Here is a 26,481-nt window from a genome sequence, read left to right as displayed (position 1 = left end):
CCACCCTGCACACCCGCTTGGGCATCATCCAAGGTCTCGTGCACCTGGGCCGCGAATCATGGTGAGCCGCTGCTGACCCACAACTCTTGACAATTACTCGTGCCTCAGTGCCCGGTTCACGAAGTAGATGACGGACAGCTGTCCGCCGGACGCGATCCGCACGTCCTCGCTGGCGTCCCCTACACGGCCCCTTGCCGAGGGACTACGCGTGAACTCGAGCCACGACCGGAGGACACCATGAGCGCGCTACCGCGCGCTGCCAGCCCATGCAAAGGCTGCGCTGCACCCACGCCACCCAAGCAATCGCCCCCCTACGCGCGGTTCTAACGCTCGCGCGCGGACGGAGGCAATGCCATGTCCATCAGGCGGTCGATAGCGCTTTTGCCAAGATCGCTGTCCAGGTGGAAGGACATGCGCAGCAGATCGCCGACCTGGCCAGGGCGGAGGCTGAGACGCGCGCGTGCCTGAAGGCAGATCTCGCCGAGGATGCTCGCGGTGGCGTCGGGGTGGCGCTGGAAGTACCAGACGAGCATTTTCACCGTGCTGGTGGGAAGGTCCGAGAGGGAGATCTCTCCCTTCGCCTCGTTGGTGCGTTCAACGTCTTCGGCGAGGTGGCCGAGAACGGCATCGATCAGCACCTGGCGAAGAGGGAAGTGGGGAATCAGACCGTAGTCGTTCCCGTACATGAGGCTGGTTGCGGCGGTCCACGCGAGGTCGTCGGCTGCTTGCCGGGCGTCGTTGCCCCTCATGTAGGGCTTGCGGCGCCGGCCGTGGGGTTCAGTGAGATCTTCGAAGAAGCGGCCGCGCAGCTGGTTGTGGTCGGCCACCAGGCCGGCTGGCTGGGTAGTGTCGTACGAGGTGGTCGCCGACAGCAGGGCTTTGGGGCCGTTCTTCTGGTGGTAGTTCTCAGCCCAGTCCCGGGCGACAGGCACTGACCACCGCATCGTTTCGACTGCCCCGTCCTGCGGTTCGGGGAGCTCTTTGGCCCCGCCGTAGCGGAGGTCGGGCATGTCGTCTGAGGGCACTGCCGCGATCTTCGCCAGCCCTGCCAGGTCGACCAGGTCGTCTGTTTCCAGCTCGGGCGCGTGGAGGTCGACGACGCAGGCTTCCAGAGGCCTGGCCCCGGGCTGAGAGGCGCGAAGCTCTGCCCACAGGGCCAAGTGGTCTCGCCAGTTGGCTATCGGTGCTTCGGGCGCGGAGAAGCTGGCAATCTTCGAGATGCTGGCCTGCTGGGAGTCGCAGGGGGCCCTCAGCACGTCGGCTGCTGTGATGGTCACCTGGTTGGCGACAGGCCGGCTGTCGTAGCGCTCGTAAGCCGCATCCCACACCTGCCCGGGGCGGTGCCAGCGATCCCCTTCCCACCAGTATCCGCCGTGGCGAAACAGGATCCCGGACTCGTACATCCACACATGGTGCAGGCTGCCCAGGTCGCCGTCGTGAATCAGCAGGACGGTGCGGCCGTGGACCGGGTGGTGGTACACCGCCCACGCGAAGGCCGGGTTCTTGGGCTCGGTGGTGAACGCCACCCATCCCCCGTCACGTTTCCGGTCGGTCCTGCCCCACAGCCCTTCGCCTTGGTTCCGGCCGGTTCGCTCGATCGCGTCGGGGTTGTCCAGAGGCAGGCGGCCGTCGTTGACGAACGGAAGTCCCGGGATGGGGTGATCGGTGCGGGTGCCGTTGGCCACCGGACGAATGCGGTACACGATGGTCCCCCTCATCGCTGGTCATCTGATCGAGGGAACGCTAGCCCGCACACGAGTGGAATATGCATCCAAAATCAGCCCACGTGACAGTGGGCTTGATCTGCTTTGGGTGCGGGTCCTTTCGAGGGACAGGTGAGCTGGGAAGACGCTGATTGACGTGTGGCGGTGCCGTCGTGCTTCTACCGTGGCGAGGTGGAGGTGGGGCGCCATGGTGTCGTTGCCGGAAGAGCTCCAGGCGCGGGAGGCCGCGGCTCGACAGCGGGTGGAAGAACTCCAGGCCGAGGCTGCGGAGTTGGCCGTCCGGCTGGAGAAGGCCCGGGCGGATCTGTCGCGGTTGGAGATCACGCGGGAGACCGTCATGCAGGTGCTGGCGGAGTTGTCGGCCGCGGAGGAAGCGCCGGAGGTGGAGGCGCGCGATGTGCCGGAACCCGAGGAAACGCCGACGCCTCACGGCATTGGGGTGATGGCGGTCCCGCCGTGGCGGGAGGGCCTGGTCGCTGAGGTGCTGCCGGACGTGTACCGGGACATCGTGGAGATCGTCGCTGACGCTCCAGGTCCCTTGCAGGCCAAGCAGATCGTGCCGCGGATCGGGCTGGAGGCCACCACGGCGAAGATCGAGGGGACCCGGGGGAAGCTGAAGCGTCTGGTGGAGCGGGGCTGGCTGGACGAGGACGCGCCGGGACGGTTCACCCTGGCCCGCCATGACGGGAACGCCGACCGGGTCAACTCCCGGTGACCAAGGGGCTCTTCTCCGTAGATTCGAAGGTGCCAACCAAACGAATCGCAACACGAAGAGCCGAAGAAGAGCCCCAGATGGAACCCTATGACGCCTTATCCGAGCCTGAAGGGTATGCCGCCTCCCGTGATGCCTTCGAACGCCTTGTCTCGACGTTGGCCGGCGCCCCGGCGCACAGCATGGCCCATGACGAGCTGGAGGGGCTGCTCGAACAGCAAGGGCGCGAGTTGCTGCGGCAGTTGATGCAGGATCACCTCGACATGCGGGCGAGGGCGGAAGAAGCCGCGGCCCGCGTCAGCGCGGGACGGCCGGTGGTGCGCGGGCCGGAAGGACAGCCGCGGACCTGGCGGGAGATCAACCATCCCCGCTGGCTGACCTGCATGTTCGGGCCGGTGCGGGTGACCAGGATCGCCTATCGCGGCCGGGGCGTGTCCAACGTGCACCCGGCGGACGAAGAGTTGTCGCTGCCGGCCGGCCGGCACTCCCGCGGCCTGGCCCGGCTCGCGGTCCTGGAAGCCGTGAAAGGCTCGTTCGACCAGGCCCAGGAAGCGATCGAGCGTCGGTGCGGAAGAGTGCTGGGCAAGCGCCGCCTCAAGGAGCTGGTGGTCGCTGCCGCCGTCGACGTCGCCGCCTACTACACGGTGAAGATCCCCACTCCGTGCATGCGCGAGATGCCGCTGGTCCTCCAGGTCGACGGCAAGGGCGTGGTGATGCGTCCCGAAGCCCTGCGCGAGGCCACCCGCCGGGCCGCGGCCAAGACCGCGGCGGCCGGACGGCGCGGGCGGCTGGCTCCGGGGGAGAAACCCAACCGCAAGCGCATGGCGACGGTGGCCTGCGTCTTCGACACCGCGCCCGCCCCGCGCCGGCCGCACGACATCGTGCATCCGCCCGGCGGACGCAGCGAGAGCAGGCCGCCGAGGCCGGGCCCGAAAGCGGAGCGCAAATGGTGCACCGCCTCGGTGATCCGTTCCCCGGAGCAGGTCGTCGCCGACGCCTTCGACCAGGCCGAGGCCCGCGACCCGCAGCATCTGCGGGACTGGATCGTGCTCGTCGACGGCGCCCGCCACCAACTCGACCTGATCCAGGACGAAGCCTCCCGCCGCGACATCCGCCTGCACGTCCTGCTCGACTTCGTGCACGTTGCCGAGTACTGCTGGACGGCCGCGCACGCCTTCCACCCTCCCGGCAGCCGCGAGGCCGAGACCTGGGCCGCGGACAAACTCACCGCGATCCTCGCCGGACACGCCGACCGCGCCGCCACCGAGATGACCGCCCAGGCCGCAGACGAACAGCTTCCCACCACCCGCTGCGAGGCCGTCACCACCTGCCACCGCTACCTCGTCGGCCACCTAGACCAGCTCCACTACGACACCGCCCTCGCGGCCGGCTGGCCGATCGCCACCGGCGCTGTCGAAGGAGCCTGCCGCCACCTGATCGTTATCTGAACCATCGCGAATCCGCTTCAGGCATCGGGATCGGGATGCGGCCCGGTGCTCGGGGTGATGGTGTGCGGGGCGACGTCGTGGAAGCGGGGCATGCCGAGATCTGTGGTCCGGCGTACTGATTCCTCGAGCTGGGCAATCTTGTTGTTGGCGGCGGAGAGGCTGACATTGAGGCCGTCGACCTCGCCGAGCCAGCCGTGCTCGCGGGCTTCGTCGATCCGGGCGAGGAGGTTGTCGCGGATCTCGAGGAGTCGGGGTAGCTGGGCAGGTTCGGTCCGCAGAAGTGGGCAGCGGATGCAGGGATGTTCGTGGATGCAGCCGGTTCCGTAGGCGCGTCCGCAGGTGCCCAAGGAGACTTTCCGGTGCTCGAAGTGGCCCAGGAACTCCTCCCACTCCTCGTCGGTGGGCGAGCGGTATTCGGTGGAGGGCCGCAGGTCACGGCGGCGGGCGAGGTAGGCGCGGTGGCCCGTGATGGCCTCTTCAGGGTAGACGGCCTTGTAGCCCATGGTGGTGTTGATGTTCGCGTGCCCCATGATCAGTTGGCAGATGTGCGGTGGCATCCCGTTCATGATCGCTTCGGTGGCGAAGATCCGGCGGAAGTCGTGGGGCTTGAAGTCCAGCAGCGCGCCCGAGGCATCCGTCAGCCCCATGCCGTTGGCCGCGTCGGTGATCCAGCGGCGTATCGTCCCCGCGCTGATGGGGCGGGCATCGGCGCCGTGGCGGTGCTGGAAGAGGACGGGCATGGCCGGGGTGAACTCGTGCTCGTGGACGTCGTAGGGGACGACGAGGGGGACGGCGCCGGCCGCGTCGCGGACGCGGTGGATGATCGCGGCCAGGACGTCGGCGAGCTCGGGTGAGATCACCAGAAGCCGTTCCAGGTCGTTCTTGGACGGGGCGATGTGCAGCAGCGGTACGAGTTCGCCGGTGGAGGGCAGCCGGTATTGGACCAGGCTGTGGTGGGACAGTTCGGTGAGTTCCTCGATGCGGATCCCGGTGGCGTGCAGGACTTCCACCGCGGCCCAGGTCCAGAACGCGGTGCCGTCCTCGCGGGTGAGGTCGCGTCGTGTGCTGGTGACAGGGTCCTCGGCCCAGATGCGGGAACTTCCGGTGGCGATCCGGGTGCGTCGCAGTGAGGTGGCGCCATGGCTGAACGTCTCGCCTGGCGGTGTCCGGTCCGCCGTCTTCAACAGGGCGGCGGCGTGGACGCGGGCGTTGTCGACGTGGCGTCGTAGGGCGGGTAGGTGGGGCAGGCGCTCGCGGGTGCGCTGGTCCATCCGCGACTTGCGGCGGGCGGCGTCCTTTGTGGCGCCGATGTCGGTGCGGCGGACCGGGCAGGGGACCGCCCAGGCCGCCCATCGTTCGGGTTCCTCGCTGGCCCAGTGGGACAGGTCGAGGTAGAGCGCGCGGACCGTGGTCAGCAGGGTGGCGGCGTCGGCGCGGGCCTCGCTCGTCTCCACCTGGTGGCCGTCGGCGGTGCGGGCGATGACGGTTTTCACGGCGGTGCGGCTCTTCCAGGCGGTGGCAATGTCCGGTGGCAGCCGCAGGGAGTCGATCCCGGGATGGTGGTTTTCCAGGTCCTTCCAGAACAATTTCGCCAGGTGGTAGGCGAGTTGCTTGAGGGAGGCGTAGTCGAGGCGGGGCCGGTGCTCGGCGAGGTAGGCGACCAGCAGGTCGCGCACGGGCCGGCAGGCCAGGGCGTACTGGTCGACGAGTTCCTCGACGCTGAGCTGGTGGCCGAAGCGCCGGTCGAGCATGCGCAGAGTGGTCGGTGCGTCGGGCGGGAAGTGTCCGAGCGCGTGCAGGAGTTGGTAGAAGCCCCACCCCGGATGGCCGGCGCCCTCGGCCTTGCGCCGGTCGCGCAGTTCGATCAGTTCCAGGCAGTCCCCGACCGTGATGTCGGCGAGGGTGCCGCCCTTGGCCGCAAGAATCACGGAGACCTGCTCGATGGCGTGGCGGCGCTGGTCGAAGCTCAGCCCGGTTGTGGTGGCCTGCTCGGCGAGCGTGGCGAAGCCGTGCGGGTCACGCAGGCGAGGAATCTCCCGGCCCAGGGGGAAGCGGATCGGGCTGGTCACGAGCCAGGACATCGGCGGACGCAGGACGTCGGCGTAGAGGAGCTGGCCGAGACCGGAGGTGACCGCCGCCACCAGCCCGTCGTGCCCGATCGTGCCGGTGCGGCCGGCGTCCCGTGCCCAACTCGCCACCGTCAGACGCCAGTCGGAGCGTGGGTCGTCGGCGATCTCGCTGGCATTCCAGCGTTCCTGCCAGGTCTGTCCGGGCTGTTGCTCCAGCCAGTCCAGGAACAGGACCGCCGCGCGGCGGCGGCGCCGCTGGTTGGACGCGGTGCCCACGGTCAGCGGCGGGGCGGCCAGCCGGGTCAGTACCGCCGTGCGGCTCCAGGACGTGGCTGGCCAGGACGTCGGTGCCGGTCGCGGCGGAAAGCGGCGTCGCAGTTCCTGTGAATCCCGGCCCCGGAGCGATCGCTCCTGCGGTGCGGCTGTGTCCGTTGTTCCGGTCGGCGCTGGTGCCCGGCTCGTCACGCGGGTCCCCGGCCGAACAGGACGTCAAGTGACTCGCTCCGGTAGCCGGGGACCGTCGGCACCGGCGGTTCGGCGGCGCGGTCGGCCGTCCTGCGGTGGTGGGCCAGCACCGAGGCGATCACGTCCTCCGGCACCGGCGAGAGATAGAGCTGCGTGGTGGTCAACTGGGCGTGTCCCAGGACCCACTGGACATCGGTCAAAGGCATTCCCGGGTCCCGCGCCATCCGGTAGGCCGCGGTATGCCGCAGGTCATGCAGGCTCCAGTTCGCCCCGATCATGGCGTTGACCCGCTGGAACATCCGATACGCCGCCGGATAGGACAGCGGACGGAACGGACGCCGCAGCGTCCACCACAACGGACCGTCGGCGTCCGGCTCGATGAGCCCCTCCATCTGTACCTGGTAGAGGCGCAACCACACCAACGCGTCCGGAGACGCGGGAAGCGACTGCAGGGCCCGGCTGCCCTTGCGCACCACCGTCGCCAGCTGTCGGCCCACGTCCACTTCCCCGCACCGCACGCCCAGCAACTCCGAGGCTCGGGCCCCCGTGGATACCCACAGCGCCACCAGCGCCCGGTCTCGGTGCGAGGGCAGCCGCGAGAACAGCTCGTCGAACCGGTCGTCCGGGATCCGCCGGGGAACCCGTTGAGAGATCTTCGGGCGGTAGAGGCCGCTGCGGTCGAACCGCACCGGCGCCGTCGGAGCGCGGTGAGCCCCCACTCGTTCCCCGTCTCTTCCTCTGACCAGCGGGAACGGATTGACCAGCGGGCCGGTCCCCATCTCCAGATGGAAGGCGTAGAAGCCGCGGAGGACGGTCTCGCTGTGCGCCCGTGTCCGCGGCGCGTACTGACGGCCGGGACCGCTCTTGCCGGTCACCGGGTTCACGCGTCCCTGCGGGACGGCGCCGTCGCCCTTCTGCTTCTCGGCCACCTGCAGCCACCGGCAGAAGTCTCTAGCCTCCACGCGGGTGGCCTGTCCCCATGGCACCTCGACCGCCCACAGGAATCGGAACCACCGCAGCAACGCCAGCGCGTACAAACGCTGCGTCGTCGCCGGCCGCCCGATCGCCTGCAGGTCCTTCAAGTACTCCGCGACCGGACCGACCGCCGCCCCGGAAGCATCCAGCATCCGGTACGGCTCCCACGGATCGGTGGTCTCCACCACCGCACCGACCGGCGGCACCACCAACCCCGCGAACTCACCAGAACCTTCACGAGCCTCAGCCATGCGCCCAGACGGTAGCCACAAGAACACGGCCTCATGCCGTGAACTGCGAAGACAGACGGGATAGTTCAGTCAACAGTCAGCGACCGCCTCGACATCACCGGCGCCCGCTGGGGACTCGACGGCGCCGAAGCCGTCCTCCAACTCCGCGCACTGATCACGAACGGCGACTTCGACAACTACTGGACCTTCCACACGGCCCGCGAACATCAACGCCTCTACCCCAGCCTCGACCAGCAGAACTACAGCCTCACTGCTTGATCCCGACCGCCACTTCAGAGGATCCGCACCCTTTGGCGATTGACGTCATACGCTTTGGACTGCACCGGCATCTGCGGAAGATGCGCCAAGACTTGAGGCGTGCGACGCCGCGCTCGACCGGTGCTTGCCGCAGCCAGGGCCTGGTTGACGGTCTTCTCGGTGAGGGTGAGTTCCTGCAGGGGCTTGCGCTTGATGCCGGTCCTCACCCAGGGGCCGCCGCCCTGATAGGCGAGATCCGCCAGGATGGGAACGCCCTGGCGCTCGCAGATGCGGATGATCCGGCGTCCTAAAGCGTGTTGCAGAAGGCCGTGATCAGGCAGCCTGAGCTGGCCTGTTGGGGTGCCTGGTCACGCGGCGAGGGCGAGGTTGTGCATGCGGGCGACGGCCTGGACTGCGTGGTGGAGACCGTCGCCGTGCTGCCGGCAGTCGCGGAGGATCTTGTAGTTCTTTAGCCGGCCGATCACATGCTCGACGCGGGCGCGGACCTTGCGGTGGGCGGCATTGTCTTCTTCCTCGCCCTTCAGCAGCGCCCGTCCGGGGCGTTTGCGATGCGGGACGACGAGCCCGGTATTGATGTAGGCGCCGTCACCGAGCACCGTGACACCCTGGCACTGCTCGGCCAGGCCCGAGTCCCGCCACGCCTGCGCATCAGCCGTCGTACCCGGCACCGGGCGGGCCGCGGCCACTACCAGGCGCGTGTCCGCGTCCACGATGACCTGCACGTTCGCCGAGAACCGGTAGTTACGCGAGGACGTGCCCACCGTGCGGTCGCGGACCGGGATGAGCGTGCCATCCACGATCCACAACCGCTCGATGGCATCCTGCGGCGCCCTGACCGGCTCGAGCGCAAGCAGCGGACCAAGGCGCTGGATTACCCGGCACACGGTGGCCGGCGAGACCCCGAACAGTGGCGCCAGCTGCCGCATCGTGAGGTTCGTCCGGTAGTAGACCGCTACCAGCAGCACCCGCTCGGCCAGCGGCAGCCGCCACGGCCGCCCCCAACCGCAGCCGTCACCGCCGCGTTCCCGCACCGCCTTCAGCAGCCGCCCGAACTGCTCGATCCGCAGCCCGGTGAACGCTTCCACCCACACCCGCTCAGCCCTCAACACCCCAGCCATACAACGGAGATGCCCTGATCACGGCCTTCTGCAACACGCTTTAAAGCGTGTTGCACAAGCCCGTGTTCGGGCAGGTCGGAGCCCGTGAGCGGGGTTGTCTACTCATGAGGCGAGGGCGAGGTTGTGCATGTGGGCGACGGCCTGGACTGCGTGATGGAGGCCGTCGCCGCGCTGGCGGCAGTCGCGGAGGATCTTGTAGTTCTTCATGCGGCCGATGACGTGTTCCACGCGAGCACGGACCTTGCGGTGGGCGGCGTTGTCGTCCTCTTCGCCTGGGAGCAGAGCCCGTCCGGGGCGTTTGCGGTGCGGTACCGCCATCCCGCAGTTGAGATAGGCACCGTCGCCCAGTACGGTCACACCCTCGCAGTGCCGGCTCAGCCCGGATGTGCGCCAGGCGTGGGCGTCCGCGGTGGTGCCCGGCACCGGGCGCGCCGCCGCGATCACCAGCCTGGTGTCGGCGTCCACGATGACCTGCACATTCGCAGAGAATCGGTAGTTTCGGCTGGAGGCCGCCACACTCCGGTCCCGGAGCGGGATCAGTGTGCCGTCCACGATCCACAACCGGTCCGCTGCATCGGCCGGGCGGGCGACGGGATCGAGCGCAAGCAGGGGGCCTAGCCGTTGGATGACCCGGCACACTGTGGAGGAGGAGACGCCGAACAGCGGGCCGAGCTGCCGCATCGTGAGGTTCGTGCGGTAGTACACCGCGACCATCAGCACCCGCTCGGCCAGCGGCAGCGACCACGGCCGGCCCCGCAAGGTGCCGTTGCCGCCCCGCTCCCGCACCACCTTGAGCAGACGCGCAAACTGCGTCACCTGCAGCCCGGTGAACGTCTCCACCCACACCCGCTCAGCCCTTAACACCCCAGCCATACAAGGGAGATGCCCAGCTCAGAGCCTTGTGCAACACGCTTTAGCGGCAGCCCACCACGTGCCGGACTCGCCGCAGCGAGGTTGTCCTCGGCTCGACACTTCGAAGATCAGCCGGTGGCCGTTCAACTATGCGGGCACCATCCCGATGCCGGAGCAAACCCCCGGATCAGGTCGAACCCGTACACCACTTCTCTGGACGCAACCCGTGTCCGCTGGTCGGCTTGCGGGGATTCTCGACGTTGGCGGCTTCGGACCGGCTGACCCTTCACCATGAGCCGGACGGGTCAACGATCCTTGGAACGTATCCTGGCGGACAACTCGCTCGCGTGACGTGAAGCAGCTGCTGGTCCCGGGTGAGGAAATCTTGATGGGGCCGTGCACAACCACTGTCTCTTTCGCAGTACTTCATCCCGCGGTTGTGTCCTGGGCCCGGGCGTTCCCCGCTCTGAGCAACAAGTGGTGTCAGCTCCCACGTAGAAAACCAGCCGCACTACGAGGCCGTTGACAACTGGGTCAGCCTGTCAGTCGGGCGAGGGCCAGTGCGTGCGCGTGGGCGAGGGAGTCAGCAGCAGCGCAAGGGATGTCCGGCTGCACACCGGTGCCTTCCCAGTTCGTGCTGGAGACGGGGTTGATGGCGCGGCCGACGGGGACGGTGGCTTCCAGGTGCGGGTGCACCGTCCAGCCCTGGCACGGGTGTGCGCCGCCGCGGGTGGGCTCGCCGACGACTGTGGCGCGGCCGAGCTGTTGGAGGTCGTACGCCAGCTCTTCAGCGGCAGAGAAGGTGCTGTCGCTGGACAGCACATACAACGGCTTGCTGCCGCCGAAGCGCGCGCCGGGAACGTGCGGCAGGCTCCAGGACTGCTCGCTGCGCTCGCCGTCGCGCCAGTACATGGTGTTGAGGTGGGTGCGCTCGTCGAGTAGGTAGCTGCCGACGAAGGCGACCGTGTCCGGGTCGCCGCCCCGGTTGGCGCGAAGGTCCACGATCAGCGCCTGGGCGCGAGGCCAGGGTGAGCGCGGCGCCCAGCGGTTCGGCGGCCCACTCCAGCGGAAACAGCATCGGTGCCAGCTCCACCACGGCGACCCCTCCGTCGAGCAACTGCACCCGGGGCGCACCGCCCAGCGAGGTGTCGAAGTCCCGGCGCATGGCATCCCGGGTGGCCGCCCCCTGCTTCGGTGAGACCGGGTCGGCGTGGTGCTTCAGTCTCAGGTGTCGGTCGCCGTTGACGGACTGCAGGTCCGCGGTGACCAGCCGGGCGAGTTCCTCGGCGTCGTCGACGTCGTAGGCGCCCTCGGTGAGGCGTCGTTGCAGCAGGCCGGCGAGCTGCTCGGCTATCTCGGGGAAGACGTAGTGCTCGCTCAGGAGCCGGGCTGTCTCGTCGATGACAGGGGCCAGCGCAAGCTTCGTCGGAGTCGTCATGGCAGGGAGTAGAGCACTGCCCTTGAGCAAGCGTCAAAGAGTTTAGACACCTTCGGTATGCGCGATCAGCCTTCCTACCTGCCGCCTCCTGAGGACGTCCTGGAGATCGGTGCGCCTGAGCAGTTCGCGGCGCTCTCCCACCCGTTGCGTCAGCGGTTGCTCTTCGCCCTGGGCCACCGGCCTGCCACCACCAGCCGGCTTGCGGCGCAACTCGACGAAGAAAGGCCCAACCCCGTCCATAACTTCGGCTCACCCGCCCACCCCGGCAGCAGCGCAGGGTCGGACACAGGGGCGGCGAGCATCGGTTCCGGCGGTGTCCGCGTCACAGCCCATGCCTTCCGCCCGGCCCGCCCGTCGGTAAGCCGAGTGCGCGTACGCACCCGACTACCGGCCCGACCATGGCAGGTCAGCGCACTACAACACCTCGCCGGGGGCTGTGTGTTGAGCTCCTGGCGCACGTCCAGGCAGCGCAGCCGGACACCGGGCTGCCCGGATCTCGTGTCGTACGGTCTGATGGCTCGGCCGCCCACCGTCCGCAACGGATCTCACCGAACCCGGCGGTGCCGCCGGTACGGCCGAGAGATCTGAACCAATACCAGGAATCAGGCGGCGACGAGCTCCTGCTCGCGGTCCGGCGTTTTGACCTTGGGCTTCTTGTTCGGCAGCGAGAGTCGGAAGACCTTGTGCCACGCGGAGAACACCTGCTTGGGCAGCGGCCCGGTGACGTACTCCAGCTCGTACTTTTCGAACAGGGCGCGCACCTTCACCGCGACCTCGGCGTACCGGTTGCTCGGTAGGTCCGGGAACAGATGGTGCTCGATCTGGTGCGACAGGTTGCCGGTCATGAAGTGCATGGCCTTGCTGCCGCTGATGTTCGCCGAGCCCATCATCTGGCGCAGGTACCACTGGCCGCGCGTCTCGCCCTTGATCGAGCGGCGCTCGAAGACCTGTACGCCCTCGGGGAAGTGCCCGCACATGATGACCGAGTGGGTCCAGATGTTGCGGACCAGGTTCGCGGTGAACGTGGCGGCGAGCGTGGTGAGGAACGAGGGGCCCGACAGCAGCGGGTGGATCACGTAGTCCTTGAGCACCTGCTTGCGGATCTTGCGGCCCACGGCCTTGGCCCGCGCGCGGAACTCCGGGTTCTTGCGGCGGCGCTTGTGCAGGTTCTTGGCGAGCTCCAGGTCGTAGGCTGCGATGCCGTACTCGAAGAAGCAGGCGTTGATGAAGTTCCACAGCGGCTGGCCGAGGTGGAACGGGTGCCACCTCTGGTCCTCGTCGACGCGCATGATGCCGTAGCCGAGGTCGTTGTCCTTGCCGATCACGTTGGTGTACGTGTGGTGCAGCTCGTTGTGCGAGTGCTTCCACTGCTCGGACGGCGAGGCGTGATCCCACTCCCAGGTGGTGGAGTGGATCTTCGGGTCCCGCATCCAGTCCCACTGGCCGTGCAGGACGTTGTGGCCGATCTCCATGTTGTCCATGATCTTCGCCACGGACAGACCGGCGGTGCCGAGCAGCCACGCGGGCGGGAAGATCGAGAACAGCAGCACGCCCCTGCTGACCAGCTCGAGCTTGCGCTGCACCGAGATGACCTTACGGATGTAGGCGGCGTCCTTCTCGCCGCGGCCGGCGATCACCTCGTCGCGGATCGCGTCCAGCTCGCGGCCCAGCTCCTCGATCTGCTCCGCGGTCAGGTGGGCGGTGGGGTCGATGGCGGTCAAGGTGCTCCTACCGTTCGATGTCGCAGGGGCCCGCCGCGGCGGACACGCAGGTCTGGATGAGGACGCCCGGCTCGGCCTCGGTAATCTCGCCGGTGCGCAGGTCGCGGACGGCGCCCGCCTTGAGCGGCGTGATGCAGCCGAAGCAGATGCCCATGCGGCACCCGGAGGGCATGAGCACGCCGGCCTCCTCGCCGACGTCCAGCAACGGCGTGGCGCCGTCCGCGTCGACGGTCTTGCCGGTGGCGCTGAACGTGACCTCGCCGCCGTTACCGTCTCCGGCGACGGCGATGCTGGGGCGGAAGCGTTCGGTGTGCAGGCGCTCTTGTACGCCGTGCTCGCTCCAGTGCTCTTCGGCGGCGTCGAGCAGGCCCGCGGGCCCGCAGGCCCAGGTCTCGCGCTCGGCCCAGTCGGGCACGAGTTCGTCGAGACGGGCGATGTCGAGCTTGCCGTCCGTGTCGGTGTGCACCTCGGTGAGCCGCAGCTTCTCGTCCGCGACCAGGTCGTGCAGTTCGTTGCGGAAGATCACGTCTTGCGGCTGTGGCGCGCAGTGGACCATGACGACGTCGTCGAACTCAATGTCGCGCAGCATGCCCATCACGGGCGTGATGCCACTGCCGGCCGTCAGATAGAGCACCTTGGCGGGCTTGGCCTGCGGCAGCACGAAGTCACCGGTCGCTTGGTCGAGCTGGATCAGCGTGCCCGGTTTCGCCCTGCGGACCAGGTGGTTGCTGACCTTGCCGTCCGGGATCGCCTTCACGGTGATCGTGACGCGGCCGTCCTGGCGGTTTGTCGGCGAGGTGAGGGAGTAGGCACGCCACAGGCGCACCCCGTCGACGTCGACCCCGATCCGCACGTACTGACCGGCTGTGTGGCCGCGCCAGCCCCGTCCCGGCCTGATCACGACGGTCGCGGCGTCACCCGTCTCGGGGTGCACGGCCTCGATGCGCCCACGCAGGTCAGCGCCCGCACGCAGCGGGCTGACCAGGTCGAGGTAGTCCGACGGCAGCAGCGGCGTCGTGACCATCTCCAGCAGTTTCCACGCCCTGCTGCGGAGGGCTGTACTCGTCATGACTCCAGCTTGCTGTGCCTGAAGGCGTAAAGTCCTGACCGAAGGACGTAAATCTGGTCGGCTGAATTGTTCGCAGGGAATAGAAACGTGAGCCATGCAATCCGGAGGGCCAGCGAACTGGCCCTGGATGAGACGACGGTCACCGCACTTCGGGCCGCGCTGAAGACCACCGCCGACGAGGTCGTCCAGGCGATCATCGACGAGGTTCCTCCCTACGCCAACGCCCTTTCGGGCCACATGGGCGCCACCATCCGCCGAGCCGTCCGCACCGCCCTGGGGCACTACCTGGACCTCGCGAGCGGGAACGCCACAGGCGGCGACGCCGGTGACGCGGCCTACGAGCTGGGCCGCGGCGAGGTGCGCGACGGCCGTTCGATGGACGCCCTGCTCAGCGCCTACCGCGTCGGCGCCCGCGTGGCCTGGCGATGCCTGGCAGCGGGTGCCGTACCCGCAGGCCTGCCCGCCGCCGAGGTCGCCAAGTTCGCCGAGCTGACCTTCGCCTACATCGACGAGCTCTCCGCCGCGAGCGCCGCGGGCCACGCCGACGAACTGGCCGCCCGGGGCAGGGACCACGAGCGCCACCTGGAACTCCTGGCCCGCGACCTCCTCGCCGGCGCGAGCCCGGACATGCTGCTGGCCTCTGCTCAACGGGCCGGGTGGCAGCCTCCGGTTTCACTGACCGCGGTCCTGCTGCCCGCCGCCCAGGCCCGGCCTGCCTACCGCGCGCTCGACCCGAGCACCCTCGTCCTGGACGATCTGCCGGACGCCACCGGTGTGCTGCTCGTCCCCGACGCCGACCGATCACATCTCTTGCGGCAGCTGACCGACCGCACCGCCGTGGTCGGCCCGGCCCGGCCATGGACTCGTGCGTCCGCCTCGTACGCACGAGCCGTACGCGCCCGCTCCCTCTCCTCTGATATCCGCGATACCGAGGACCACCTGCCCGAGCTGGTGCTGAGCGCCGACGCGGACGCGTTCGCAGACCTGCGTGCCCGAGCCCTCGCACCGTTGCGGACCTTGCCTGTCGCGACCGCACGGCGGCTGGAGGACACGTTGCGGGAGTGGCTGCTGCACCAGGGCAGACGGGACGAGGTGGCGGCGGCGTTGTTCGTCCATCCCCAGACAGTCCGGTACCGGATGTCGCAGCTGCGGGAGCTGTTTCCGGATCTCGCATCGCCACACCGGGTCCTCGAACTGACGCTGGCGGTCGGTCTTCGGGCCGGCTGACGCGTACGCCGGCCGTCCACGACCGCGTCCGCGAGCGGTCCAGGAATCGTGCCTCGTTCTCGGTGCCATCAGCTGGCTCGTGCGGCCCGGGGAAGAGCGGTATGAGCCAGCTGAGACCGGGGGTTGATGTGAAGACCGGACAAGGCCTCCAGAAGCCCGTCGGGGGTGCTGTCTCTGAGAAGCGCGGTGGCGGATACGGCTCGACTGGATCCGGTGGACGATGCGCACCAGCCCGCTCGTCGACGCGCCCATCGAGCATCTGGTCGGCGATCTGGGCCGCTATGCCCTGGAAAACGGCTTTCATATCGTCGTGGAGGGCGCTGTCCTGGCACGAGCTGAACCACGGGCGCGCGGCGGGGTTGCAGCTGGGTGACCGGCGGGGCGGCCAGGCCGGGTCACCACGGGCGGGGGGCCGGGCCGCTCGCGCCGGGGACCACCGTGGTTCTGCGACGGCCCCGTGCCTCCCTTCCACCAGGTCAGCCGGACGACCGACCGGGCCGGCCTGGCACACCGCGCGAGGGATGATGGGGATGGAATGACGGAACGTGAGGTCAGGAGCTTCCATGGCGCAGCGGGTTCACCGGCCCCGTGAGGACGCGGAGTTCAATTTCATCCTCGGGATGAGCAAAGTTCCGGTCCTCGCGTACTTCACCGGGACATGGCCCAAGGCAATCGAGCCCTGCCGGGTGATGGACCTCGTCGTGGGTGGCATCGCCGACGACTACACGGGCCGCCTGACGGCCGTCCGCACCGACATCACGCGCTGTCCGGCCGCAACCGAGCGATACGGGATCACCGGAGCCCCGTCCTACGTCCTGCTGAAGGAGGGAGAGGCGGTGGCACACGGCACGGGGCCTATGACCATCGCCGAGGTACGGAAGTTCCTGGACGGCCACCTCTGAGCAGCCGCTGCGGCACGTGGCCGCGACGCCCGTCACGTCCCGTCTATGGGAGCTGCGCCGCCTGAGACACCTTGGGGCTGAGACACCCCCACAGGTCACATAACGCCATCCAGGGCCACACCGTGCGGCAACCGCATGTTCTCTGGGGTTCTGGGCTGTGGCGTTGGCGAGTGGTTCACGTTGGTGCAGCTCAGCGCCATTGATCGGGAGTCTAGCCACTGCGACAGGTGTGGTGCTGTCGCCTGAAGGGGCTGTTGGGTGGCCATCTCGTTGACGAGGCTGCCGGGGAGCCCGGGTGGCATTGCGGGGCCGTGCGCCGGGTACTGTCGCCGGGCGGTCCGCATCATGGCGAGGGTGTCCACGTCGTTCGCCACAAGACGATCTTGGACGCCCTCATTCTCGTCTCCGCAGTGTCAACGGCCATTTGTAATCCCCGGTGGCGGCCAGATGTCCCTTGCGCTCATGGCCGACTCGGCGTCCCCGGTGGCGGTCAGATATCTCCCCGCCGTTCTGAGGACTCGTTCACCTCAGAGGCATCACGCCCTTCCCGGTGGTGGCTTCGGTGAGCCGGAACGATTCACCCTGCGTGACCACGACGTGGGCATGGTGCAGGAGGCGGTCGACGGTCGCGGTGGCCAGGGTCTTCGGCATGATCTCGTCGAATCCGGACGGGTGGAGGTTCGAACTCACGGCCAGTGCCCGCCGTTCGTAGGCGGCGTCGACCAGGCGGTAGAAGCCCTCGGCGGCGTCCGGTGAGACGGGCAGGAGCCCGATGTCGTCCACGATGATCAGGTCGGTGCGGATCAGTCGCATCATCGCCCGGGCGAGGGAGTCGTCGGCGCGATGGCGGCGGACGAGGGCGCCGAGGTCTTCGATGGTGAACCAGGCGACGGTCAGGCCGGCTTCGACCGCGGTCTGCCCGAGTGCCTCTGTGAAGTGCGACTTTCCCGTGCCGCTTGGGCCGCAGATGCAGAGGTTCTCCCGGCGGCCGACCCACTCCAGTGTCTTCAGCGAGTCCTGGACCTGGCGGGTTATGGACGACTTGGTCTCGTCCCAGTCGCCGAACGTCTTGCCCGCGGGGAACCCGGCCCGCTTGCGGCGGGTCCGCAGGTTCGCGGCGTCCCGTCCGGCGGCCTCCTCGGCCAGCAGGACCCTCACGACCTCGGCGGGATCCCAGCGTTGGGCCTTGGCGGTGGGGATCAGATCGCTCAACGCCCGCCGCAGGTGCGGGAGTTTGAGCCGCTTGGTCAGCTCGATGGCCTCGGCCAGCGGATCGCCGTGGGCGCCGGAGATGGTGCGGATCGGGGTGGCCATCAGTGCTCGTCCTTGTCGTTCGTGATGCCGAAGCTGGACCAGGCGGCGGTGCCCGGCTGAAGACTGTGCTGTTCGGTTGCCCGGCTGGGCTCGATGGACTCGAGTCCGGCCTGATAGGTGAGGATGGAGATCAGGTCGTTCTCCGCGAACCGCCCGGCGATCGCCGCGGCCCCCAGCGCCCGGTCGACCTCGGCGATGGAGTGGAGCTTGGCCAGGGCGACGGCCTCGGCCATCTTCGGCTTGAGGCGTCGGGCTCCCGCGGATGCGGCCTCGATCAGCCAGGAGGCGGCGCCGGGGCCGAGCGCGAGGAACGCGGCCTCCTCCGCTGTGGTGGCCCGCGGGGTGCGGTCGGCTTCCTTGTTCTCGCGGGGCGGGTAGTGCTCGGCCTTGATCGACGGATGGCCCGGGGCCGAGCGGTCGTGCCGGGCGACCTCGGCGGGACTGTCCTCGCGGACGGCGGTGACGATCAGTTCGTCGCCGTGGAAGCGGGCCCAGACCCGGGTGTCGACCAGGTGGTGCGGGACCGAATAGCGCACGCCCTCGACGGAGATGGTGGACTCCCAGTTCACCCGCCTCGTGGTGCCGAAGGCGACGGTGAAGGGTTCCTTGGGCAGCGGGTGGAGCCGCTGTTGCTCTTCAAACAGGGCCTCGGCGGGCTTGCGGCGGCTGGCGCGGTGGACCCTGTCGTTGACCGAGTCGCAGAACTCCCGGCAGGCCGCCTCCAGTTGGCCCATCGTCTTGTACTGCGGCAGCAGGTTCGCGTTGGTGGGCACCAGGTCCGCCTTCGCGATACGGACGGTCGCCTCCGAGCCGCCCTTCGTCTCGGGATCGGCGGGCAGACAGGTTCGGATCGTCATGCCGTAGTGCCGTCCGACCTCCACGATCTCGGGGTTGCGGACCGCGATGTTCGCGATGTGCTGGGTCGTGACGGTCTTCTCGTTGTCGGTCAGCGCATAGGTCGGGACCCCGCCGATCCGCCGCAAAGTGGCATCCAGGCAGGCCACGATGGTCGGCAGTGTCTTGTCGAACACCGGGATGACGACCCTAAACCGCGACCAGGCCAGCCATGCGCACCACAACGATGTACGTCTTCCGCCGATGCGTGGCCCCTCGCCCCAGTCCCACTGCAGCCAGAGCGCCGGCTCGGTGATCCAGGGCCGATAGACCCGGTGGTGCCCCGACCGCATCCGGGATTTCACCTCGGCGACCGCCCGGCGGGTGGTGCGGTCCCCGCCCGTGAAGCCCATCGCAGTGATCCGCTGGTGGACGATGTCCGCGCGTATCCGCCCCTTCGAGGCGGCCACCAACTCCTCGATCTTGTCCATGAATTCGTCGATCGGACGGGCCCGGTGCTGACGCTCGGCGGGACGCTCACCCGCCTCCCGCAGCTGGACATACCGCTTCACCGTGTGGTGGTCGACGCCGGCCAGCTCGGCCGCGGCGCGGTAACTCCCCGTGAGGTCGTATGCCTCCAGGATTTCCATGATCTCCCTGCTGTTCTTCACACCGGCCAGCTTCGCTGGCCGGTGTCGGTCCAGGTCCGGGGAGGTATCCGGCCGCCAGTGGGGAAGCTCGCGGCCATAAAGTGCTAGATAAAAGACCGCCTACGGGGAGTATCCACAGGCCGCCGTCACTCCGCAGGCCCCCTTGGACCACCCCACCAGGAGGACCCAGTGTCATACCCGCAACCGCTCACCCCCGGGGAGAAACTCGCCGACGCGAAGAAGCAGCTGAGCCTCCCGCGTATCGTCGTGATCTGCGGCTCCACCCGTTTCATGACCGAGATGACCGAGGCCGATCTGCGGGAGACCAAAGCCGGAAAGATTGTCGTCAAGCCGGGTTGCGACATGAAGTCGCCGCACAAACTTTGGTCTGATCCTGTCGAGGCCGAGGCGCTGAAGGTTCGACTCGACGATCTGCACCGGGCGAAGATCCGGCTCGCTGATGAGGTGCTCGTAGTCGGCGACTACATCGGGGACAGCACCCGAGCCGAAGTCGCCTACGCCCGGTCGCTGGGCAAGCCCGTGCGGTTCACGCACCCCGAAGTCGCCCCCGACGCCTGACCGCCCACCCCCACCGAAGCCAGGGCTCACCTCCGCGACCTCGCCACCAACCTTGCCCACCACTATGCGCCGTCACCAACGTCCTGACCCGCAACAGCTAATTGGGAGACGCGACGCGATCGCTTTGTCTCCTCCGAAATTGACAAGGCGCGCCCGGTGCGGCGTCATCGGCAGGTCGAGTCTCACTTCGAACTCCTCATCGCGACGAATGCTGGTCGGGGTCCAGAGCTGGCAAGGTGCTCGGCTCGTGAAACTGGTACTGACTGAGCCGGTGATACTCACCGCCGGCTCGCAGTAGCTGCGTGTGCGTTCCCTTCTCCACGATCCGACCGTCCTGCAGTACGACGATGACGTCGGCGTCGCGGATGGTGGAGAGCCGATGGGCGATCACCAGGCATGTGCGGCCATGCCGCAGCCGCGAGGTCGCCCGTTGCAGGAGGAGCTCGGTGCGGGCATCAACCGCACTGGTGGCCTCATCGAGGATCAGCACAGCTGGGTCAGCGATGAACGCGCGCGCGATGCAAATCAGCTGTCGCTCGCCCTCGCTCAGGCGCCCGTCCGCACTGTCGACCACCGTGTCGTAGCCGTGTGGAAGAGCGTTGACGATGTGGCTGACACCACAGGCCTGAGCGGCCTGCTCGACCTGCTCACGTGTGGCATCCGGCCGCCCGTAGGCGATGTTGTCGCGAATGGTTCCGCCGAACAGCCATGGCTCTTGAGGAACGAGCCCGATCTCGGAGCGCAACGCGTCCCGTGACACTGAGGTGATGTCCGTGCCGTCGACGAGGATGTGTCCACTGCCGACGTCGTAGAACCGCATCAGCAGGTTCATCAGGGTCGTCTTCCCGGCGCCCGACGCGCCGACGATCGCCGCGGTCCGCCCCGGCTCGACGACCAGGTCGAGGTCCTTGATGGTCGGCTCGCGGTCGTAGCCGAACGATACGTGCTCGAACGTGATCCGGCGCGGCCGAACGACCGGCAGCCGTCCCTGGCTACCAGGGTCCTCCTCCGGCTCGTCGAGCAGGGCAAACACGCGGGTAGCCGACGCGATACCCGACTGGATTAGGTTGGACATCGAGGCGAGCGATCCGAGTGGCTGTGAGTACTGCCTCGAGTACTGGACGAACGCAACGACTTCGCCCAGGGTCAGCTGCCCGCTGATCACCCTGAGGGCACCGACGACGCAGAGCAGGACGTAACTCAGGTTTCCGATGAACAGCACCAGCGGGGCGATGAGGCCGGACACGAACTGCGCGAGATGGCTCGTCTTCTTCACCTCGGCGTTCCTGTTCGCGAACGTCTCGCGGAACGCGCCTCCGCGGTCAAACACGGTGACGAGTTCGTGGCCGGAGTAGGACTCCTCGATATGCGCGTTGAGTTCTCCGGTCAGTCGCCACTGGTCGCCGAATACCCGTTGGCTTCGCTTCGCCACCGCGGTCCCGACGGCGAGGGTCAGCGGTATCGAGATCAACGCAAGCAGTGTCAGCAGTGGTGAGATGCTCAGCATCATGGCAAGTACGCCGACGACCATGAGCAGGGCGAAGAGCAACTGGGTCAGCGTCTGGCCAAGCGAGGTCGCGATGTTATCGATGTCGTTGGTCATCCGTGACAGCAGCTCACCGCGCGAAGAGCCGTTGAGGTAGCGGACCGGCAGCCGATTGAGCTTCTCCTCGACGTCGTAACGCAGAGTCTTCATGACGTGAGCGATCGCATTGTGCTGGATATTCTGCTGGGCGAATCCCGCCAGGGCACCGAGGCTATACAGACCTGCGGCTATCAGCAGTAGGTGTCCTACATAACCGAAGTCGATGCCGGACCCGGGCGTAACGTTCAGCCTGTCGATAATTTCCGCGAAGCTGTTTCGGCCGCTATCGCGGAGCGCCTGCACAGCGGCCTCTTTGGTCTGTCCTGTTGGCAAACCAGAGCCCAGGGTGCCGGCCAGAACTGCATCGATTGCACTGCCCCAGATCCGCGGGCCGACCAGGAAGGCCAGTACGCCGAACACAGCCAGAGCAAGCGCACCGATCACCGACCCCCGCTCTTGCCGGAACGTGCCTGCCAGTCGGCGCGACGTTGCGGCGAAGCTCGCGCCGTCTTCAAGCTGACCACGCTCCCGGCGGCTCATGACAATGCCCCGATCGCTTCCTGCGAAGCCACCAGCTCCTGGTACGTCTGACAGCTTTCCATCAGTGATCGATGTGTCCCGTCGCCGACGACGCTGCCCTCGTGGAGCACCACGATCCGTTCGGCACTGCGGATACCGGCAGTCCGCTGCGACACCAGCAGGACTGTCGCGTCGGCCGTGACTGTGCGCAGCGCTGCCAGTAGCCGTGCGGATGTTTCGGAATCGAGCGCCGAGACCGGATCGTCAAGAAGGAGGACGCGCGGGGCGGCAACGAGTGCGCGGGCAATGCACAGCCGTTGCCGCTGGCCGCCGGAGACGTTCGTTCCACCCTGGGCGATCGGTGACTCGAGTCCGTCGTCCATCGCGGAGACGAACTCGCGAGCCTGCGCGACCTCCAGCGCCTCCCAGAGCTCGGCGTCAGTGGCGTCCGGCCTGGCCAGCCGCAGATTGCTTGCGACCGTACCTCTGAAAAGCAGCGAACGCTGCGGAACGATCGCGAGCTGACTGCGCAGCACAGTGGGATCGATGGTGCGCAGATCAACGCCGTCCAGCCGGACGGATCCGGATGTCGCGTCCTGAAGTCTCGCGACGATCGACAGCAGGGTCGTCTTGCCGGCACCCATCGATCCGACGATCGCCACCGTGCCGCCGGGCTCGACCCGTAGGTCGATGCCGGACAGGACGTCAGCATCGGCGCCTGGGTACCGCAGCGCAACGCCGCGCAGCTCCAACTCACCGCGGATCGGGAACGAGCTGGCGGGTACGCCCGATGGCCGGAGCACAGGGGTGGAGTTGAGCACCGCCTGAATACGTTCCGCCGCGACCATCACCCTTGGCAACATCATCACCCCCGAGGCGGCCATCATGGCTGCCCCCAGGATCAGGCCCAGGTAAGTGACGTAGGCGGTCAGACCGCCGATCAGCAGATGTCCCGACTCGACCCGGTGGCCACCGAACCACACCACGGCCACGATCGACAGATCAGTGATCAGCATGACGGCCGGAACGAACGTCCCGTTCAGCCGCCCCATTGACCGGGTTGCCACCGTCAGCTCGTTGTTCACCTGCCCGAACCGCTCGGCCTCGAAGCGCTCGCGGGTGAACGCGCGAATCACCGTGAGACCCATCAACTGCTCGCGCATGACCCGGTTGATCGCATCCAGGCGGTCTTGCATCCGGCGCGACACCCGTGTCATCCAGCGAAGGATCACCGCCAACGCCGCACCCAGTACGACAACTGCCACGACGATCAGGAAGGACAGGCGAGCATCCGCACGCAACGCCATATAGGCCCCGCCCAGCATCGTGATCGGTGCGGCGACCACCACTGTGCCGAAGGTGAGCAGGAGCGCCTGTATCTGCTGCACGTCGTCGGTGCTGCGAGTGATCAGCGTCGGCGTGCCGAAGTCCTGATGTTCCCGGCTGGAGAACGTAGCGATCTTGTCGTAGACGTCTGACCGCAGGTCGTGCGCAGCGTTTGTGGCTGCGCGCGTTCCGGCATAGGACGAGATCACCGCTGCCAGCAGCTGGACGATACTGACGACCACCATCCACCCGCCGGCCGTCCAGATGTGCCCGACGTCCGTGCGCAGTAGGCCGTTGTCGATCAGATCCGCATTGATCGTCGGCAGATACAAGGTGGCGGTGACGCTGACCAACTGGAAGACGATCACACCAGCGAACCACCTTCGATGCTCGGCAAGCTGAGCACGGACCAGACGCATCGGTCAACCTTTCGTAGGAGGTGCTCAGGCGATGACGAAGCTGGGGTGCAACAGTCCGGCGGGGTCGTACTTACGGGCAAGCTGCAGCAATCGGTCACGACGCTCGGCGTCGAACGGTTCTGCGGCGGTGCGTTGGTCGGGTCGTCCGAAAGTGAAGTTCGGCGAGCTGCCTACGGCGGTCCCGGACCAGCCGGCCAACAGTTCATCCTGCAGCGCCCGCGCACTTGCCGCGTTCGACTTGGTTGTCGGGGCTACCACACCTACAACACACAGCAGGTACATCGCCTCGCGGTGGCTGACTGCGTTCGGCACCCTCGGCGGAGTGGACAGCGCGCCACCGAGATGACGAACCGAAATGATGGAGCGAACCGACCGGCCTGGCGCCGACGCGGCGATGGCGTCGCGGAGGCGTTCCTCGTCGATCGCCCGCAGCAAGACGTTGTCGCCGACATACGCATGCGGCTGATCCGGTTCGCTGAAGACGGTGTCGGACCGCCGGTACGGGATCTCCTGCAAACCGTCGTACGCAGGTTTCAACGCCCGCAACGGGGCCACCAACTCGTCTGCCTCCGCAGCCGAACCCAGGTAGGCGATCTGGACATGGGCCATGTGCCGCTCAGAAACCTCAAGCGTGGTCATCGCGGAGGTCATCTCCGAGGGCATTGTCGCCGTCCAGTGCAACCAGGTTGAGACCACGTCCGGCGTCTCGCCCAGGTCGAACATCAGACCGCCCCCGACCAGCCTGGCGACCGGCATCAAAGCCATCTCCAGCGCGGTCACGATGCCGAAGCTCCCGCCACCGCCGCGGAGCGCCCAGAACAGGTCCGGCTCCTCGTGTTCCGAAACCGTCAGTAGGGAGCCGTCGACGGTGACCAGTTCCAAGCGCGTGACATGGTCCGCGGCGAAGCCGTAGCGACGAGCCATCAGCCCGATGCCGCCGCCGAGCGTGTAGGAGACAGCGCCGACACCGGGCATGCTCCCGGACAGCGGTGCGAGATCGTAGCGTGCGGCGGCCTCGATCACGTCGCGCCACCGCGCTCCAGCGCCCACCCATGCGGTGCCGGCACCGGGGTCGACATCGACGCTGTCCATCCTTCGCGTCGACACCAATACACCTTCACCGGCGAGCGGGTTGGCGAGTCCATGTCCTGTGGCCTGGACCGCGATCGGCATACATGACTCCGCGGCGTGCCGGACGGCCGCCACGACGTCGCCGGCGGCCCGTGCCGCCACCACGTGGGCCGGCTGATGTTGCTGCCGCAACTGGAAGCCGGCACGGTGCTCGTCGTACTCGGCAGACCCTGGGTGGTACGCCACCGGTGATTCGGCGTCGGTCGTGTTGGCACTCATCGCGGGCGTCTTTCTGGATCGGGGGGTGCGTGCGCGCGCCTACTCGGCGAACAGGCAGGTCGTAGGTACGCAGCCGCCAGCCTGACCGGGATATGCGCCGCATCGTGTCGCAATTTTTGAAAAGATCGGTGTGTGACCCCGGATCGCTTCTTCGCCCTGATGCTGCTCCTCGAATCGAGGGAGGCCGTGACCACACAGGAACTTGCCTCAGTGCTCGGGGTGTCCCTTCGAACCATCACCCGAGACCTGAACTGGCTCCGCGACGCCGGTCTGCCGGTGACCGCACAACGGGGCCGCCTCGGAGGCGTGACCATGCTGCCCGGGTCCGGGCTCGACCTCACGCGACTCACACCGGACGAGCGTGATCATCTGTCGCTCACCGGGCTGGATGAGAAGCAACGTGCGGAGCTCGACGCATCGGTCGAAAGCCGGCGCGCGCTCTCCAAGATCGTCGCTACACAGCCGCGTCGAGTTCATGAGCTCCTGCCGCTCACCGACGTAGTGCACGTGGACAGCCGTCCCTGGCATCAGGCACGAGCTTCCGGTACGACTCCGGCTTCGCTGATCGGCGCAGTGCGGCGAGGTCGCCGGCTACGGATCGAGTACGACAGCCCACGCGAGTCATGCCCACGCGACCTGGTCGTGGATCCCTACGGGCTACTCGCCAAGGCCGGCATCTGGTACCTCGTCGCCGACTGTGCCCAAGTGCCACGGATGTACCGACTCGAACGGATCACGACATGGAAAGAAGTCGACCAACCACGACGGATCCGCGAGAACCAGACCCTGGCCACCGTCGCTGCAGCGCTCATTGATCAGTGGGAACACAACCACGCGATAGAGGTCAGCGCCACCATCGACCAGACCCAGATCGAGCGAGCGCAACGGATCTTTGGCCAACGACTCGTCCCGGACGACCATGAAGAATCCGCCACCGGCCACAAGGTAACGATCCGCTTCCTGCATCTGGAGGACGTGCGAGCACTACTGCCGTTCGGGAACGCCATCACTGTGCACGGCCCCACCGAAGCCAGGGCTCACCTCCGCGACCTCGCCACCAATCTTGCCCACCACTATGCGCCGTCACCAACGTCCTGACCTGCAACATCTAGGTCTCAAGGCGGCGTGGAAAGCGTGGAAGAACCACCGCGACGGTGAAGACGCGGACGAGGAATTGGCGAAGGAGGGCGGCCCCAGCTCGTTGGAGGTCGCCGTGGTCACCTTCGCCAAGGCGGTGACGACATCGGTGTCTACGTCTCTGCGTTCGCCACCGCCGGCGTCGGCGGGATGAGCGTGTATGCGGTGGTCTTTCTGACCCTGGCTGCGGTGTGGTGCTTCGCGGGAAGGTTCTTCGCCACCCGTCCGGTCGTCGCCAAGGCTCTCAGCCGCTGGGGCCACATGCTGCTGCCGGGTGCTGATCTCGATCGGTCTGCTCATCCTGATCGAGGGCGGGGCCTTCGGGGTGTAGGCGGGCCCGTTCCCTCCGGCGTGTGGTTCAGCGCCCGGGTCAGTTCACGGTTGGCGGCGCGTGCAGCGTCCAGTTCCTCGGTTCGTTCGTCCACCTGTCCTTGCACATCGGCGAGTTGTTGTTCCTAGTTCGGAGATGCGGCGCTGAAGCTGGTCGAGGTCGGCCGGGGCACCGAGGCCGGATTCGGTCCAGACCGTCGTGCCCAGCT

General features: G+C 67.7%; 19 protein-coding genes and 4 pseudogenes. 8 read left to right on the top strand and 15 right to left on the bottom strand.

The annotated features are described in order from the left end of the window. Positions 1 to 323: 323 nt before the first annotated feature. Entirely contained in the window at positions 324 to 1,703 is a 1,380-nt protein-coding gene (locus IG08_RS0147315) for a hypothetical protein (protein WP_030619072.1), read from the bottom strand. 208 nt (positions 1,704 to 1,911) lie between these two features. Between IG08_RS0147315 and IG08_RS0147310 the strand changes: the two genes are divergently transcribed. Beyond that, positions 1,912 to 2,439 carry a hypothetical protein gene (locus IG08_RS0147310; RefSeq protein ID WP_030619069.1) on the top strand — a complete coding sequence of 176 codons (528 nt, stop codon included), beginning with the start codon at positions 1,912 to 1,914 and terminating at the stop codon, positions 2,437 to 2,439. Positions 2,440 to 2,516: 77 nt separating this feature from the next. Next, positions 2,517 to 3,875: pseudogene (locus IG08_RS55135) on the top strand (ISKra4 family transposase); the annotation flags it as partial. Positions 3,876 to 3,901: 26 nt separating this feature from the next. On the opposite strand, the gene IG08_RS0147300 reads toward IG08_RS55135, so the two are convergent. Both IG08_RS0147300 and IG08_RS0147295 read right to left on the bottom strand, forming a co-directional pair. After that, a complete protein-coding gene (locus IG08_RS0147300; protein WP_052425202.1) occupies positions 3,902 to 6,229 on the bottom strand; it encodes a tyrosine-type recombinase/integrase in 2,328 nt (775 codons plus the stop codon). Positions 6,230 to 6,414: 185 nt separating this feature from the next. Then, positions 6,415 to 7,644 carry a tyrosine-type recombinase/integrase gene (locus IG08_RS0147295; protein ID WP_030619053.1) on the bottom strand — a complete coding sequence of 410 codons (1,230 nt, stop codon included), beginning with the start codon at positions 7,642 to 7,644 and terminating at the stop codon, positions 6,415 to 6,417. Positions 7,645 to 7,722: 78 nt separating this feature from the next. Here IG08_RS0147295 and IG08_RS59615 point away from each other — a divergent pair. Continuing rightward, positions 7,723 to 7,902, top strand: a pseudogene (locus IG08_RS59615) (ISKra4 family transposase); the annotation flags it as partial. Here IG08_RS59615 and IG08_RS58195 read toward each other — a convergent pair. The 7 genes and pseudogenes from IG08_RS58195 to IG08_RS0147260 form a co-directional block, all read right to left on the bottom strand. Continuing rightward, positions 7,892 to 8,189: pseudogene (locus tag IG08_RS58195) on the bottom strand (transposase family protein); the annotation flags it as partial. The pseudogenes IG08_RS59615 and IG08_RS58195 overlap by 11 nt on opposite strands. Before the next feature lie 60 nt (positions 8,190 to 8,249). After that, complete coding sequence (locus tag IG08_RS0147285; protein WP_030619049.1) at positions 8,250 to 9,020, bottom strand: IS5/IS1182 family transposase; 771 nt, start codon at positions 9,018 to 9,020, stop codon at positions 8,250 to 8,252. A gap of 102 nt (positions 9,021 to 9,122) precedes the next feature. Beyond that, complete coding sequence (locus IG08_RS0147280; protein ID WP_030619048.1) at positions 9,123 to 9,893, bottom strand: IS5/IS1182 family transposase; 771 nt, start codon at positions 9,891 to 9,893, stop codon at positions 9,123 to 9,125. A 513-nt stretch (positions 9,894 to 10,406) separates the two neighbouring features. After that, positions 10,407 to 10,874 (bottom strand): S41 family peptidase, encoded by a 468-nt coding sequence (locus IG08_RS61985; RefSeq protein ID WP_234343162.1) that lies wholly within the window; start codon positions 10,872 to 10,874, stop codon positions 10,407 to 10,409. 247 nt (positions 10,875 to 11,121) lie between these two features. Beyond that, a pseudogene (locus IG08_RS61980) lies at positions 11,122 to 11,310 on the bottom strand (S41 family peptidase); the annotation flags it as partial. A 602-nt stretch (positions 11,311 to 11,912) separates the two neighbouring features. Continuing rightward, complete coding sequence (locus tag IG08_RS0147265; RefSeq protein WP_030619043.1) at positions 11,913 to 13,031, bottom strand: fatty acid desaturase family protein; 1,119 nt, start codon at positions 13,029 to 13,031, stop codon at positions 11,913 to 11,915. A gap of 7 nt (positions 13,032 to 13,038) precedes the next feature. Continuing rightward, entirely contained in the window at positions 13,039 to 14,100 is a 1,062-nt protein-coding gene (locus IG08_RS0147260) for a ferredoxin reductase (RefSeq protein ID WP_030619042.1), read from the bottom strand. 87 nt (positions 14,101 to 14,187) lie between these two features. On the opposite strand from IG08_RS0147260, the gene IG08_RS0147255 reads away from it, so the two are divergent. The 3 genes from IG08_RS0147255 (at position 14,188) to IG08_RS0147250 (ending at position 16,229) form a co-directional block, all read left to right on the top strand. Beyond that, positions 14,188 to 15,327 carry a PucR family transcriptional regulator gene (locus IG08_RS0147255; protein WP_030619039.1) on the top strand — a complete coding sequence of 380 codons (1,140 nt, stop codon included), beginning with the start codon at positions 14,188 to 14,190 and terminating at the stop codon, positions 15,325 to 15,327. A 220-nt stretch (positions 15,328 to 15,547) separates the two neighbouring features. Continuing rightward, complete coding sequence (locus tag IG08_RS60420) at positions 15,548 to 15,700, top strand: hypothetical protein (RefSeq protein WP_158812374.1); 153 nt, start codon at positions 15,548 to 15,550, stop codon at positions 15,698 to 15,700. 190 nt (positions 15,701 to 15,890) lie between these two features. Then, entirely contained in the window at positions 15,891 to 16,229 is a 339-nt protein-coding gene (locus tag IG08_RS0147250; RefSeq protein ID WP_030619036.1) for a thioredoxin family protein, read from the top strand. Positions 16,230 to 16,751: 522 nt separating this feature from the next. Here IG08_RS0147250 and istB read toward each other — a convergent pair. Together istB and istA are read right to left on the bottom strand one after the other, a co-directional pair. After that, entirely contained in the window at positions 16,752 to 17,543 is a 792-nt protein-coding gene (istB, locus tag IG08_RS0147245; RefSeq protein ID WP_030619034.1) for an IS21-like element helper ATPase IstB, read from the bottom strand. After that, a complete protein-coding gene (gene istA / locus IG08_RS0147240) occupies positions 17,543 to 19,048 on the bottom strand; it encodes an IS21 family transposase (protein ID WP_030619031.1) in 1,506 nt (501 codons plus the stop codon). The genes istB and istA overlap by 1 nt, the downstream gene beginning before the upstream one ends. Before the next feature lie 168 nt (positions 19,049 to 19,216). Between istA and IG08_RS0147235 the strand changes: the two genes are divergently transcribed. After that, a complete protein-coding gene (locus IG08_RS0147235) occupies positions 19,217 to 19,606 on the top strand; it encodes a hypothetical protein (RefSeq protein ID WP_030619029.1) in 390 nt (129 codons plus the stop codon). Between the two features lie 196 nt (positions 19,607 to 19,802). On the opposite strand, the gene IG08_RS0147230 is transcribed toward IG08_RS0147235, so the two are convergent. The 3 genes from IG08_RS0147230 to IG08_RS0147220 are packed head-to-tail and all read right to left on the bottom strand — an operon-like array spanning position 19,803 to position 24,805. Next, positions 19,803 to 21,731: an ABC transporter ATP-binding protein gene (locus IG08_RS0147230; RefSeq protein ID WP_052425201.1), complete on the bottom strand. Its 1,929-nt coding sequence runs from the start codon at positions 21,729 to 21,731 to the stop codon at positions 19,803 to 19,805. Next, a complete protein-coding gene (locus tag IG08_RS0147225) occupies positions 21,728 to 23,455 on the bottom strand; it encodes an ABC transporter ATP-binding protein (RefSeq protein ID WP_030619023.1) in 1,728 nt (575 codons plus the stop codon). Before IG08_RS0147225 ends, IG08_RS0147230 begins: the two co-directional genes overlap by 4 nt. 24 nt (positions 23,456 to 23,479) lie before the next feature. Next, positions 23,480 to 24,805, bottom strand: a complete 1,326-nt coding sequence (locus tag IG08_RS0147220) for an FAD-binding oxidoreductase (protein ID WP_030619021.1) — start codon at positions 24,803 to 24,805, stop codon at positions 23,480 to 23,482. Between the two features lie 132 nt (positions 24,806 to 24,937). Between IG08_RS0147220 and IG08_RS0147215 the strand changes: the two genes are divergently transcribed. After that, the gene (locus IG08_RS0147215; RefSeq protein WP_030619017.1) at positions 24,938 to 25,903 is read left to right on the top strand and encodes a helix-turn-helix transcriptional regulator; all 966 of its coding nucleotides are present in this window, start codon (positions 24,938 to 24,940) and stop codon (positions 25,901 to 25,903) included. Positions 25,904 to 26,481: the final 578 nt, after the last annotated feature.

The sequence above is a fragment of the Streptomyces fulvoviolaceus genome (genome assembly GCF_000718165.1).
In the GTDB taxonomy this organism is placed as follows: Bacteria; Actinomycetota; Actinomycetes; order Streptomycetales; family Streptomycetaceae; genus Streptomyces; species Streptomyces fulvoviolaceus.
The sequence above is the reverse complement of the archived record's forward strand: the minus strand, read 5'-3'. Positions and strand labels throughout refer to the sequence as shown.